General features: G+C 62.8%; 10 protein-coding genes. 5 read left to right on the top strand and 5 right to left on the bottom strand.

Going from position 1 to position 13,469, the window contains the following annotated elements:
* Positions 1–8: 8 nt before the first annotated feature.
* Positions 9–1,244 (bottom strand): OpgC family protein, encoded by a 1,236-nt coding sequence (locus NKI46_RS20465; RefSeq protein ID WP_352747675.1) that lies wholly within the window; start codon positions 1,242–1,244, stop codon positions 9–11.
* Positions 1,245–1,461: 217 nt separating this feature from the next.
* Between NKI46_RS20465 and NKI46_RS20460 the strand changes: the two genes are divergently transcribed.
* Positions 1,462–2,133, top strand: a complete 672-nt coding sequence (locus NKI46_RS20460; RefSeq protein ID WP_245259901.1) for an alpha/beta hydrolase — start codon at positions 1,462–1,464, stop codon at positions 2,131–2,133.
* Between the two features lie 57 nt (positions 2,134–2,190).
* Here the strand turns inward: NKI46_RS20460 and sthA are convergent, their stop codons facing one another.
* Positions 2,191–3,579, bottom strand: a complete 1,389-nt coding sequence (sthA, locus tag NKI46_RS20455) for a Si-specific NAD(P)(+) transhydrogenase (RefSeq protein ID WP_023682415.1) — start codon at positions 3,577–3,579, stop codon at positions 2,191–2,193.
* Between the two features lie 190 nt (positions 3,580–3,769).
* Here sthA and NKI46_RS20450 point away from each other — a divergent pair, with 190 nt between their 5' ends.
* The 3 genes from NKI46_RS20450 to NKI46_RS20440 all read left to right on the top strand — a co-directional run bounded on the left by NKI46_RS20450 (position 3,770) and on the right by NKI46_RS20440 (position 6,161).
* Entirely contained in the window at positions 3,770–4,240 is a 471-nt protein-coding gene (locus tag NKI46_RS20450; protein ID WP_352747671.1) for an RDD family protein, read from the top strand.
* 139 nt (positions 4,241–4,379) lie between these two features.
* Positions 4,380–5,144, top strand: coding sequence for an arginyltransferase (locus tag NKI46_RS20445; RefSeq protein ID WP_023682417.1), 765 nt, complete (start codon positions 4,380–4,382; stop codon positions 5,142–5,144).
* Between the two features lie 120 nt (positions 5,145–5,264).
* Positions 5,265–6,161, top strand: coding sequence for a DMT family transporter (locus NKI46_RS20440; protein ID WP_352747669.1), 897 nt, complete (start codon positions 5,265–5,267; stop codon positions 6,159–6,161).
* On the opposite strand, the gene NKI46_RS20435 is transcribed toward NKI46_RS20440, so the two are convergent.
* Together NKI46_RS20435 and parC are read right to left on the bottom strand one after the other, a co-directional pair.
* Positions 6,149–7,363: an AI-2E family transporter gene (locus tag NKI46_RS20435; RefSeq protein ID WP_023727506.1), complete on the bottom strand. Its 1,215-nt coding sequence runs from the start codon at positions 7,361–7,363 to the stop codon at positions 6,149–6,151. The two genes, NKI46_RS20440 and NKI46_RS20435, sit on opposite strands and share 13 nt — an antisense overlap.
* Before the next feature lie 235 nt (positions 7,364–7,598).
* Entirely contained in the window at positions 7,599–9,851 is a 2,253-nt protein-coding gene (parC, locus tag NKI46_RS20430; RefSeq protein ID WP_352747665.1) for a DNA topoisomerase IV subunit A, read from the bottom strand.
* Positions 9,852–10,255: 404 nt separating this feature from the next.
* On the opposite strand from parC, the gene NKI46_RS20425 reads away from it, so the two are divergent.
* Positions 10,256–11,446 (top strand): aq_1923 C-terminal domain, encoded by a 1,191-nt coding sequence (locus NKI46_RS20425; protein ID WP_023697470.1) that lies wholly within the window; start codon positions 10,256–10,258, stop codon positions 11,444–11,446.
* Between the two features lie 230 nt (positions 11,447–11,676).
* On the opposite strand, the gene aspS is transcribed toward NKI46_RS20425, so the two are convergent.
* The gene (gene aspS, locus NKI46_RS20420; protein ID WP_023715385.1) at positions 11,677–13,464 is read right to left on the bottom strand and encodes an aspartate--tRNA ligase; all 1,788 of its coding nucleotides are present in this window, start codon (positions 13,462–13,464) and stop codon (positions 11,677–11,679) included.
* Between the last annotated feature and the right edge of the window lie 5 nt (positions 13,465–13,469).

The raw sequence follows: 13,469 nt of genomic DNA, 5'->3' as shown, positions 1-13,469 counted from the left end.
ATGTGGGATCATCGGCTTAGCCTTGGCATCGCGGGCATGCCGAAGGTCTGGTGAACGGCTGGCGCTTCTTTGCGAACCGGCTTTTTGCTCGAGCCGATGCCGGACAGCCACTCAAGATAGAAGGCGAGCACGAATTGCATGGCGATGCCGGCCGAAATCAGCAAGGCGTCATAGGCAAAGCCGCCCGGATTGATCAGCTTCATCACCTGCGCCGCCATGGCGATCAGCGTGCCGGCGAGGAACACCGGCAAGGAGCGCTTGCCGAGCAGCGCTAGCGGATGATCCGGGCTGAGACGGAACAGGTTCGAGAAAGCCGGCAGGGCGACGATCAGATAGCTCACCGCCAATATGTGCAGGAGCCGCGGCAGCGACAGGAACGTCTTGTCGAAGCCGCCGATCACCACGGGCAGGTTAAACCACGTTATCTCGCCCCAGAGCGGGCTGTGCACCCAGACCGCCGCTGCCGCGACATAGGTCGCCGCGGCGCCCACCAGCCAACGATTGACGGGAATTGTGCCGCCGCGCCTGACATGCAGCATGCCGGCAAGGCCGATGTTGAACAGGAATTGCCAGGACAGCGGGTTGAGGAACCAGAAGCCGGGCTCGGGATAGTTCGGCGGCGCGATCTGCCAGAGGCCGGCGACGAGCCACAGCGCGCCGGAAAAGACCAGCGCCGGCAGCGGCCGGTAGCTGACGAAGAGCAGGAAGAGCGGCGCCATCAACAGCAGCGCCGCATAGACCGGCAGGATGTTGTTGTAGCCAAGCTGGTGGCCGAGCGTGACAATGCCGATCATGACCTCCGGCGTGTTCTTCATCAGCGGCTCGATGTTGATCAGCTTGAGCAGTTCCGGCCGCCGGCCGAACACCGCCGCGGCGCAGAATAACGCCATCACAACCATGGTGGTGACGATGTGGGCGCTGTAAAGCACGCCGGCCCGGCGCCACATCTTCAACGTCGCCAGTAGCCGGCCGCCCGGCTGGAACTTGTTGCCATAGGCGAGTGCGACCGACATGCCGGAAATCAGCACGAAGGCTTCCGCCGCGTCCGAGAATCCGAAATTCTTGTAGGTCAGCGTTTCGAAGACGGTGCCCGGCACGTGGTCGATATAGATGGTCAGGAGTGCGAGCGCACGGAACACGTCAATGCGCGTGTCGCGATCGGGGATACGCGGAGCGCGATCGGCGATACGCGGAGCGCGATCGGCGATACGCGGGGCGCGATCGGGCGGGACTGGCAGGGTCATCGACAAAAGGCCTCAAAGGAGAGCAAGGGTGCTCGCGTTGTTCATGCCGGGATGCGACCATCGGCGCACACCGCTTCGATTCCTCCCGCAGGGAGCATATCGGCGCAGAAACGGTCTGAAATGAGCCTGTTGCAATCACATTTCGCGGAGCGTGAAAATATTCCGTTTTGAAGCTGGCAAAGGACCAATGTCTCCGTGAAATCAATGAGATATGAGCGTGCATCGATATAGCGACGAGAACGCCTTTCTGCATCAGGATCTGGCGTTTCCCTACCGCCTCCTCAAGCCGGAGAATGCCGGCGGCGAGAGCCTGTTTTTACTGCACGGATCGGGTGTCGACGAAACGACGATGGTGCCGATTGCGAGGCAGATCGCCCCCAACGCCACGCTGGTCGCGGTGCGTGGCCGCATCCGCCAAGAAGACGGCTTCCGCTGGTTCGAGCGGATCACGCCGACCAGTTTTGAACAGGCGAGCATCCGTGCCGAAACATCGTACTTTGCCGCCTTCGCAAGCGAGGCCGCAAAGCGCCACGGGCTCGACCTCGCCCGGGCGACTTTCCTCGGCTATTCCAACGGCGCCAATCTGGTTTCCAGCCTGATGCTGCTCAACTCCGGCCTCGTCCGAAAAGCGGCGTTGCTGAGAGCAATGCCCGTGCTTGACGATGCGCCGGCAACCGATCTGACAGGAAGGCGCGTCCTGATTGTCGCTGGTGCCGCGGACGAGACCTACGGGCCGTTTGCGCCGCCACTGGTGAGGCTGCTCAACAAACATGGCGCCGAGGTCGATGCGCGCATCGTGCCTTCAGGTCACGAAATCGGCGACCCGGATGCCGCCATCGTCCGGCAATGGCTGGCGGGACCAGCATTGGTCGCACGCCAGGCAGGCTAAGAGACCTTGGTAGACCGCATCGGCGCCCGGCGGAACGGCTGAGCAGATGCTCGTCGCCTAGCCCTGTCCCATCCGGTTCCAGGCATCGAGCCCGGCGATCTTGTAGGCTTCGGCCAGCGTCGGATAGTTGAAGGTGTTGTTGACGAAGAAATCAACCGTGCCGCCGAGGTTGATCACCGCCTGGCCGATATGGATCAGTTCGGTGGCGCCTTCACCGACGATGTGGGCGCCGAGCAGGCGGCGCGTTTCGACCGAGAACAGCAGTTTCAGAAAGCCGGAGTTGACGCCCATTATGTGGCCGCGCGAGGTTTCGCGGAACCGCGCCAGACCGACTTCATAAGCAGCGCCGCTCTCGCGCACCTGCTCCTCCGACTGACCAACGGTGGAGATTTCCGGCACGGCGTAGATGCCATAGGGGAAGGTTTCCGGCGGCGGTGGCAGTTGCACGCCGAAGGCGTGGCAGGCGGCCACCCTGCCTTGCTCCATCGATGTCGAGGCAAGGCTGGGGAAACCGATGACGTCGCCGGTGGCATAGATGTTGGGCGCACTGGTCTGGAAGGTCTGCGGATCGACCTTGATGCGGCCCCGGGAATCGGCCTCGATGCCGACCACGTCGAGGCCGAGGCTGCCGAGATTGCCGCTGCGGCCGGCGGCGTAAAGCACGATCTCGGAGCGGATGGTGCGGCCATCGGCGAGCGTCACTTCGGCATAGTCGGGTTTTGAGACGATTTCCTTGACCGTACTGCCGAGGCGAATGGTCATGCCGCGGTCGCGCATCTGGTGGATGAAGTCGTCGACGATCTCGCGGTCGACGAAATCGAGGATGGTGTTGCGCGGCTCCACCAGCGTCACCGGCACGTCGAGCGCCGAAAAGATCGTCGCATATTCAACGCCGATGACGCCGGCGCCGATCACCGTCAGCGTGCGCGGCAGATGGTCGAGTTCCAGCATCTCATCGCTGTCGAAGACGCGGATCTTGTCGAAAGGCACGTCGCGCGGCCGGTGCGGCCTGGTGCCGACCGCGATCAGCGCATTGGTGAAACCAACCTCCGAGTAGTCGCCATTGTCTGCCGTCAGGCTGACCTTGTTTGGGCCGACGAATTTCGCCATGGCGCGCACGCTTTTGACGGCGTTGCGCATAAACTGGTGCTGCAGCACCTCGACCTCGTGGTCGAGCGTCTTGTGCAGCCGCTCGACCAGATCGGCGATGGAGATGTCCTGCTTGACCCGGTAGCCGCGGCCGTAAAAGCCCCGCTCGCGCCAGCCGGACAGGTTCAGCACCGTCTCGCGCAGCGTCTTCGACGGGATGGTGCCGGTGTGCACCGAGACGCCGCCGAGGCGCCGGCCCCTGTCGACCACCAGCACCGATTTGCCGAGCTTGGCCGATTGCACCGCGGCGCGGCGCCCGGAAGGGCCGCTGCCGATGACCAGCATGTCGTAATCCATGTAACCCCGTCCCCTCGGCGTCTTGTTGCGCCGCAGCAAGCTAACGCCATCCGTCCACCAAATTCAATCGGCTCAACCGCGTCACACTGCCGAGCAGGACCGATGGACGAACCGATCTTGATTCCGCCCGCGGTCTTCACCATTTCAGTGGCGGCGCACCCTAGCGTGGCGCCTGTTGCGAGGACATGACATGAACGCGCGCGTACTTGACGGCGAAATCATCACCAGCAGGCTCGACGACGTCAGGGCCTATGACGGTGTGCGCACGCGGCGCATCCTGGCCTTCATCATCGACTATTGCATCGTGGCGCTTCTCACCATTACGTTCGCGATCCTGGTGGCCGTGCTTGGCCTTTTGACATTCGGTCTTGGCTGGGCGCTGTATTCCATCCTCGTGCCGGCGGTCGCCATTCTCTACATCTGGAACACGCTGGGCGGTCGCAACCAAGCCACATCAGGCATGAAGATGATGGGCATTCGGCTCGATCGTCTCGACGGCAGCCGTATCGACGGCCTCACCGCCGTTGTCCATTCGGTGCTGTTCTGGGCGAGCACGGTCATCCTGACGCCGCTCGTCCTCCTGGTGACGCTGTTTTCCGATCGCAAGCGCACACTGCACGACCTGCTGCTTGGCACGGTCGTCAGCCGCAGCGACCGTTGAACCGGCGTTCAACCGGGGCCAACAGGCATTTGTGCGCAAATGTGAAGGGGTCCGTTCAACCCCGCCTTCACAATCCTGTTGAATTTTTCGCCAGCCAAGCCAAAGGTAGAGCGATTCGCAGGAGTGTTCCCAAGGTTCGATGACGCACCATCCGACCCAGTCGCCGCAGTTCTTCCTGACCGCGCCATCGCCGTGCCCGTATCTCGAGGGCCAGTTCGAACGCAAGGTGTTCACGCATCTGGTCGGCGACAAGGCGCCGGAGATGAACGACCTGTTGACGCAAGGCGGTTTCCGGCGCTCGCAGAACATCGCTTACCGTCCCGCCTGCGAGACCTGCCGCGCCTGCGTCTCGGTGCGCATCCTGGCGCAGGAGTTCACCGCCAGCCGCAACATGAAGCGGGTGATCCAGCGCAATTCCGATCTGATCGGCGCCATGCACGACGCGCAGCCGTCGACCGAGCAGTATTCGCTGTTTCGCGGCTATCTCGACGCTCGCCATCGCCGCGGCGGCATGTCCGACATGACGGTGCTCGACTACGCCATGATGGTCGAGGATACCCATGTCGACACCAAGGTGATCGAATACCGGCGCCGCGGCCCCGACACATTCATCACCGGCAAGGGCCAGGGCGAGCTGATCGCCGTGGCGCTGACCGACAAGATGGCCGATGGCCTGTCGATGGTCTATTCCTACTTCAATCCCGAGTTCGAGGACCGTTCGCTCGGCACCTTCATGATCCTCGACCATATCGCCCGCGCCCGGGCCATGGGCTTGCCCCATGTCTATCTCGGCTACTGGGTCAACGGCTCGCGCAAGATGAACTATAAAATGCGCTTCATGCCGCAGGAGCATCTCGGCCCGAAGGGCTGGGAACGCTACGACCACGAAGCGGTCACGCGCTGATTTTTTTCTTACCAAATCCTGATCTAAACATTTTCAGCCGAGACGATGCTGGTCTTTCCGCCCGTTGGCGGGGCGATTGCGCAGACCGGCATCTGCTCAAATCATTGCGAAAGCCGTTGCATGTCCTCTCACAATGCCCACACCAAAGGACTTCTGCTCACCGCGCTTGGCGGGCTGGCGCTGACCATCGACATTCCCCTGATCCGGCTCGCCCATGGCGAAGCCTGGACGATCCTTTTGCTGCGCACCGGCTGCACCTTCGTGGCGGGGCTGATCGTATGGGCCATCTGGCGCTCGTTCAGCAAGAATGCTCCGCAGCTGATACCCGGCTGGTCGGGGCTCGTCGTCGCCACCCTCTACGGGCTCGGCGCAATCGCCTTCATCACTGCCGTCTACAACACCTCGACCGCCAATCTGGTTTTCATCCTGGCCTTCTCCACCATGTTCTCGGCGCTGCTGTCGTGGCTGTTCCTGAAGGAGCGACCGCAGCCGCTGACGCTTGCGGCAATGGCGCTGATGATCGTCGGCATCGCGATCATCGTCGGCGATTCCGTCGGCACGGGAAATCTGTTCGGCGATGTGATGGCGCTGTGTTCGGCCTTGGCGATTGCCTGCGCAATCACCGTTTCACGCGCCAGCGGCAGGGATATGGGATTCACCGCGCTGACCGGCGTCCTGCTGCCGTTCGGGCTGGCGGCGCTCATGGTCTCCAGGACCGGTTTCCAGGTGGAGGCGCCATGGTGGATCATTTTCAACGGCGCCGTGATCATGCCGTTCGCCTTCTTCTGCCTCGCCAACGGGCCGAAATACATTTCAGGCCCGGAAGTGGCGATGTTCTATCTCCTGGAAACGGTTCTGGCGCCGGTCTGGATATGGATGATCTTTGCCGAGACGCCGTCGCGCAACAGCCTGATCGGCGGCGTGATCCTGATCGTCACGCTGGTCGCCCATTCCCTGTGGCAGTTGCATGAAGGGCGCAAGCGCCGGGCAGCGCTCGCCGTCGCTTACCCAGCCTGACTTTTCTTCGCGGGGCCGGCAACAATCTCGATCTGCGGCGGCCCGCCTTCGAGCTCGGCCGCCGCGTCGGGAACGGTGTCTTCGGCCAGTTCCACCTCGCGCAGCCATTCGCGCCAGATCGCCACCAGCAGCGCCATCAGCACGGGACCTATGAACAGGCCGAGAAAGCCCATCGTCTTGACGCCGCCGATCAGGCCGAAAAAGGTGGGCAGGAAGGGCAATTTGATCGGTCCGCCGACCAGCTTCGGGCGCAAGGTCTTGTCGACGATGAACAGTTCCACCGCGCCCCAGATGAACAGCGCCAGACCCGCCATCGGCGAGCCGCTGGCGGCGAGGTAGATCGACACGAGCGTAAACGACAGCGGCGCGCCACCGGGGATCAGCGCCATCACGCCGGTCAATGCGCCCAGCGTCACCGGCGACGGCACCCCGGCCAGCCAGTAGGCGATGCCGAGCACCAGCCCCTCGCCGATGGCGATCACGGTCATGCCGGTAACGGTCGAGGAAATGGTCGCCGGCACGACGCGCGAAATCCGCTCCCAGCGCGTCGGCAGGATGCGTTCGCCGAGCCGGTCGATCTGGCTGGCAAAGTGTTCGCCGTCGCGATAGGCGAAGAACAGCGCGATCATCATGAACAGCAGCGTCAGCAACAGGCCGAAGGCGCTGCCGCCGGCAGCCAGCACGCCGCGATAGATGCTGCCGATATTGGCGCCGCTGACCAGCTGGATCAGCTCGCCGATGCCGCCGGGATGGCCGAAATTGTCGATCCACTGTTCGTTCAGCCACTCGCCGACGACAGGCAGCGAGGTGATCCAGTGCGGTGTGACGGCGCCGTGCCTGTTGGTCTCGATCGCCCAGCCGACCCATTCGCGGACCTCGTTGATGGCGTAGGTGCCGGCAAGCGCTATCGGCACCACCAGGAAGGCGAGGATGAACAGGATGGCGAGCGTCGCGGCGACGGTGCGGTTACCGCCGACACCGGCAAGCAGCCGGCGGTAGAGCGGCCAGCTGGCAAAAGCAATGACGAGGGCTGCCAGCACGGGAAACAGGAACCCGTGGAAGAAATAAACGCCGGCGGCGACGATCAGCACCAACAGCCAGCGCGCCGCCGACAGCGGCGGGATGACGGCGGCCCGCAGCGGTGTCGACAGGCCGAACAGGCGCTGCTGACGTTCCGGCTTCTGGATCTTCGCTTCCTTCAAACGGTCAATTCTCCCCAGCCTACACAGCGTTTATGCACTGTTATAGTGCCGCAATCGTGACGATAGTCCAAATGCCTTGGGATCTCCCCCCTTGAGGGGGAGATGGCCGGCAGGCCAGAGGGGGTCGCCGCGCATGAAGCGCCAGCCTTCTCTGCCAGCGAAAGGGTGTCGTGTCAGGACGTACCGACCCCCTCTGTCGCCTTCGGCGACATCTCCCCCTCGAGGGGGGAGATTCCTACCCAAATTTCCCCGTCCGCGGGAATCCCTTCGGCACCATCCGTCCGGCCGACGCTCTCGCGCCGATCCACTCGGCCAGCTCTTCGCGCGACCTGACGAAGGTGCGGTCAGCGGAATCCTGCCAGGACAGGCCGCTCTCCAGCGTGAAAGGTTTCAGGTCGAGCAGACCGCCATCCTTGTATTTCTGCAGGCGAACGCCCTTGCCGCGGCCCATCTCCGGAATTTCGGAGAGCGCAAACACCAGCATCTTGCGGTTCTCGCCGACAATGGCGAGATGATCGCCGGAAACCGGGATGCAGGCCTTGGCCTCGTCGGGCGCCTTGACGTTCATCACCTGCTTGCCCTTGCGGGTGTTGGCGACGACTTCCTCCTCCGGCACGACGAAACCATTGGCGTCGTAGGAAACCAGAAGCAGCTTGCGTTTCGGGTCATGGACGAAGGCGGTGACGATGTCCTGGTCGTTGTCCATGTCGACGATGATGCGGATCGGTTCGCCATGGCCGCGGCCGCCCGGCAGCCGGTCTGCGCCGATGGTGTAGAATTTGCCGCCGGTGGTGAAGACCAGGATCTTGTCGGTGGTCTGGGCATGGAAGGCGAGCTTGAGGCTGTCGCCTTCCTTGAAGGTGAGCGTGGAATGGTCGGCCAAATGGCCTTTCATCGCCCGCAGCCAGCCCTTTTCCGAGACCACCACGGTGACCGGCTCGCGCTCGATCATGGCGTGCGCGATGTCGGTCAGATCGTGCTCCGGCGCGTCGGCGAACTGGGTGCGCCGCTTGCCGAGTTCGGTCTCGGGGCCGAACTTGTCGCGAACTTGCGTGACTTCCCATTTGATCGTCGACCATTGCTTGGCGTCGGATGCGAGCAATGCCTCGATCTGCTTCTTCTCGGTGGTGAGACCGTCAAACTCCTTGCGGATCTCGAACTCTTCCAGCTTGCGCAGGGCCCGCAGCCGCATGTTGAGGATGGCTTCGGCCTGGGTGTCGGTGAGCGACCAACGGGCCATCATCACCTGCTTGGGCTCATCCTCCTCGCGGATGATCCTAATGACCTCGTCGATGTTGAGATAGGCGATCAGGTAGCCGGCAAGGATTTCCAGCCGCTTCTCGATCTCGCCAAGCCGATGCTTCGAGCGGCGGATCAGCACATCGCGCCGATGGTCGAGCCACTCCTTCAGCACGCCCTTCAGCGACAGGACGTTAGGCACCTTGCCCCGCGACAAAACGTTCATGTTGAGGGGAAATCGGCTTTCGAGCTCGGTCAGCTTGAACAGCGATTCCATCAGAATGCCGGGATCGACCGAACGGCTCTTCGGTACGAGCACAATGCGGACGTCCTCGGCGCTTTCATCTCTGACATCCTCGAGCAGCGGCAATTTGCGCGCGATCAACAGCTCGGCGATCTTCTCGATCAGCCTGGCCTTCTGGATGCCGTAGGGGATTTCGGTGACGACGATGCTCCAGGTGCCCCTGCCCTGATCCTCCTGGCCCCATTTGGCGCGCACGCGAAAACCGCCGCGGCCGGTCTCATAGGCCTCCAGGATGGATGCGCGGCTGTCGACGATGATGCCGCCGGTCGGGAAATCCGGCCCCTGGACGAACTCCATCAGCTTTGTCACCGGCGCGTCCGGCTGCTCGATCAACTGCAGCGCTGCGTTGCAAAGCTCGGCGGCATTGTGCGGCGGGATGGACGTGGCCATGCCGACCGCAATGCCGGAGGAACCGTTGGCGAGCAGATTCGGGAAGGCGCCGGGAAGCACTACGGGCTCCTCGTCCTCCTCATTGTAGGTTGGCCGGAAATCGACGGCGTCCTCGGTGATGCCGGCAAGCAAATCGCTCGCCACCTCGGTCATGCGCGCCTCGGTATAGCGCATGGCGGCGGCGTTATCGCCGTCGATATTGCCGAAATTGCCCTGCCCGTCGACGAGGGGATAGCGCATGGAGAAATCCTGCGCCAGGCGCACCAGCGCGTCGTAGATCGACTGGTCGCCATGCGGATGGAACTTGCCCATCACGTCGCCGACGATGCGGGCGCATTTGGCAAAGCCCTGGTCGGGGTTGAGCCTGAGCAGCCGCATCGCATGCATGATGCGGCGATGCACAGGCTTCAGCCCGTCGCGCACGTCAGGCAGCGCCCGGTGCATGATGGTCGAGAGCGCATAGGCAAGATAGCGCTCTTCCAGCGCCTTCTTCAGATCGACCGGTTCGATGTGGTCACCGCCGCCATTTTCAGGCGGCAAAATCCTTTTTCCCATGCGGCTGAACTAGCCGAGCGGGTGATTCGCGGCAAGGCGGGGCTGCGGAAATCCGCACTTTGCAGCCTTTGGGCTTACGAGGGCGGCTCAAGGTCCGACAATGGATGTGACGGACTTCATGTTCCCCCTTGCCGTCCCTGTGCAACAGCAACGGTAGCAGTGCTGTTGCCAACCAACATCAATCTGTTACACGCCCTCTCTAAGGCAGGAGACGGTACGCAGGGGAGCCCGACCTTCATGACATATTCACCGCGTCGGGCGAAGGCTCCCGCTCCGATTTGCCTTTCGCCGTGATTTTCGACAACTCTGCGGGAAAGCGCCTTTTTCCCGTCCAGTTCGTCACGGAATGGTGATGGCGTAGAATTGAGAAAACACTTTTTCAGGACTCTCTCAGGGAACTCGCGATGACAATCCAACGTTCGACACTCAAGAAACTTGCTTTTTCGACCTTTTTGCTGACGCTGCCGCTGAATGCCGCCTTTGCGCAAGACACGGCGGTTGCCGACCGACTGAAGGCCGCACTTGCCGTCCAGGGCGTCGATATCACCTGGACCGGCGTTACCGGCGACAATTCCAGCATGGTGCTACAGGGCGTGTCGGTCAAACCGGCGGCCGAAAAGGAGGCGCTGCCGATCGGCGACGTCAAGCTCGAGGGCGTGACCGAAGCCAATGGCGGCTTCGATGTCGCGACCATCACGACTTCGGCCTTCGAGCACAGCAAGGACGGCGTCACGCTCAACCTCACCCCCTTCGTCATCCACGACGCCAACATCCCGGCTGAGGGCGCTACAGGCCCGCTCGGCTCGATGATGATCTACAAGTCGGCCGAACTCGAAAACCTGACGGTCAAGGTTGCCGACAAGACCGCCTTCTCGGTGGATGGGCTTGCTGTCCAGATCACGCCGCCGGCCGACGGCAAGGCGATGGAGTTTTCCGCCACCACGGAAAAGTTCAACGCCGACCTGACCCTGGTCGACGATGCGAAATCCAAGGAAGCCATCGAGGCCCTCGGCTACCAGAACATCTCGGGCAATATCGAAATCGGCGGCACCTGGCAGCCGAGCGACGGCAAGATGGACCTGTCGAAATACGACATCTCGGTCGAGAATGCCGGCACGCTCGGCATGACCTTCGGCCTCGGCGGCTACACGGTCGACTTCGTCAAGTCGCTGCAGGAGATGCAGAAGAAGATGGCGGCGCAGCCCGAAGGGGCTGACAATTCGGCGCAAGGCATGGCCCTGCTCGGCCTGTTGCAGCAGCTCTCCTTCAACAGCGCATCGATCCGCTTCGATGACGATTCGCTCACCGGCAAAGTGCTTGAGTATGTCGGCAAGCAGCAGGGCATGTCGGGCAAGGACATCGCCAACCAGGCCAAGGCGATCGTGCCGTTCGGCATGGCGCAGCTCAACAATCCCGAACTGACCGCCGAAGTGACGGCCGCGGTGAGCAAGTACCTCGACGATCCGAAGAGCCTCGAGATTTCGGCCGAGCCGCCGGCAGCGGTGCCGTTCGCGCTGATCATGGCCGGCGCCATGTCCAACCCGGCCGACCTGACCAAGACGCTGGGCGTCCACGTCAAGGCCAACGAAGACTGATCGAAGTTCGCTCCCTTCTCCCCGTCACTATACGGGGAGAAGGTGCTGGCAGGCAGATGAGGGGCGGCGCCAACGCCTGCAAATTGTAGTTCGATGCTGAACCGGTTGTCAGAAGGCGCCAACTGCTAAGGCCGTTCGCCAATCGCCTGCATGCGTGCTGCCCCTCATTGTCCTGCCGGACATTTCTCCCCGTATAGAGACGGGGAGAAAGGGCAGCTGCAACGCTGCCGTCAGTCCTTCTTCACTGCCGCGACACGCAGCGACAGATCACGCAACTGCTGCGGCGAGGCTTCCGAAGGCGCGTTCATCAACAAATCGTAGGCCTGCTGGTTCATCGGGAACATGGTGATCTCGCGCAGGTTCTTGGCCCCGACCAGCAGCATGACCACGCGGTCGACACCGGCCGCCATGCCGCCATGCGGCGGCGCGCCATACTGGAAGGCGCGATAGAGGCCGCCGAAGCGCTCCTCGACCGTGGCGCGGTCCAGCCCGACCGTCTCGAACGCCTTGACCATGGTTTCCGGCAAATGGTTGCGGATACCGCCAGAGGCGATCTCGAAGCCGTTGCAGACCATGTCGTACTGGAAGGCCTTGATGCCGAGCAGGTCGTCGCCGTTGAGCGCGTCGATACCGCCTTGCGGCATCGAGAACGGGTTGTGGGCGAAGTCGATCTTCTTTTCCTCCTCGCTCCATTCGAAGAACGGGAAGTCGACGATCCAGCACAATTCGAAGCGCTCGCGGTCGACAAGGTTCAGTTCTTCGCCGGCACGCGTACGCGCGGCACCGGCGAAGGTGACGAACTTCTTCGGATCGCCGGCGACGAAGAAGGCGGCGTCGCCATCGGCAAGGCCGAGCTGCTGGCGGATCGCCTCGGTGCGCTCCTCGCCGATGTTCTTGGCCAGCGGACCGGCGCCTTCAAGCTTGTCGCCTTCCTTGCGCCAGAAGATGTAACCCAGTCCCGGCTGGCCCTCGCCCTGCGCCCACGAGTTCATGCGGTCGCAGAAGGCGCGGCTGCCGCCGGTCTTGGCCGGAATGCCCCACACTTCGGCCTTCGGATCGTTGGCCAGGATGTTGGCGAAGACCTTGAAGCCGGAATCGCGAAAATGGTCGGAGACGGCCTGCATCTCGATCGGGTTGCGCAGGTCCGGCTTGTCGGAGCCATATTTGCGCATCGCGACATCGTAAGGAATGCGCTGGAATGTCTGCGTCACCGGCTTGCCGTTGGCGAAGGTCTCGAAGACGCCGCGCATCACCGGTTCCATGGTCGACAGCACGTCGTCCTGCTCGACGAAGCTCATTTCGAGGTCGAGCTGGTAGAATTCGCCGGGCAGACGGTCGGCGCGCGGGTCCTCGTCGCGGAAGCAGGGCGCGATCTGGAAATAGCGGTCGAAGCCGGAGACCATGATCAGTTGCTTGTACTGCTGCGGCGCCTGCGGCAGCGCGTAAAAGGTGCCGGGATGGATGCGCGACGGCACCAGGAAGTCGCGCGCGCCTTCCGGCGACGAGGCCGTCAGGATCGGCGTCGAGAATTCGGTGAAGCCGACATCGGTCATACGCTTGCGCATCTCGGCGATGATTTTCGTGCGCGCCACGATGTTCCTGTGCAGCGTCTCGCGGCGCAGGTCGAGAAAACGGTACTTCAGGCGGATGTCTTCGGGATAGTCGGGCTCGCCGAACACCGGCAGCGGCAATTCCTTGGCTGCCGACAGCACCTCGATCTCGCGGGCAAAGATCTCGATCTCGCCGGTCGGCAGGTTGGCGTTGGTGGTGTCCGGCAGGCGCGCCTTGACCTCGCCGTCGACGCGGATCACCCATTCGCCACGCAGCGTCTCGGCCACCTTGAAGGCGGGCGAATCCGGATCGACGACGATCTGGGTCAGGCCGTAATGGTCGCGCAGGTCGATGAACAGCAGGCCGCCATGGTCGCGCACGCGATGCACCCAGCCCGACAGGCGAACCGAAGAGCCGACATCGCTCTTTCTCAACTGGGCACAGGTGTGGCTGCGGTAACGATGCATTGTCA

The organism is Mesorhizobium sp. M0615, from assembly GCF_040320805.1.
Classification (GTDB): domain Bacteria; phylum Pseudomonadota; class Alphaproteobacteria; order Rhizobiales; family Rhizobiaceae; genus Mesorhizobium.
This window is presented reverse-complemented; position numbering and strand designations above follow the sequence as displayed.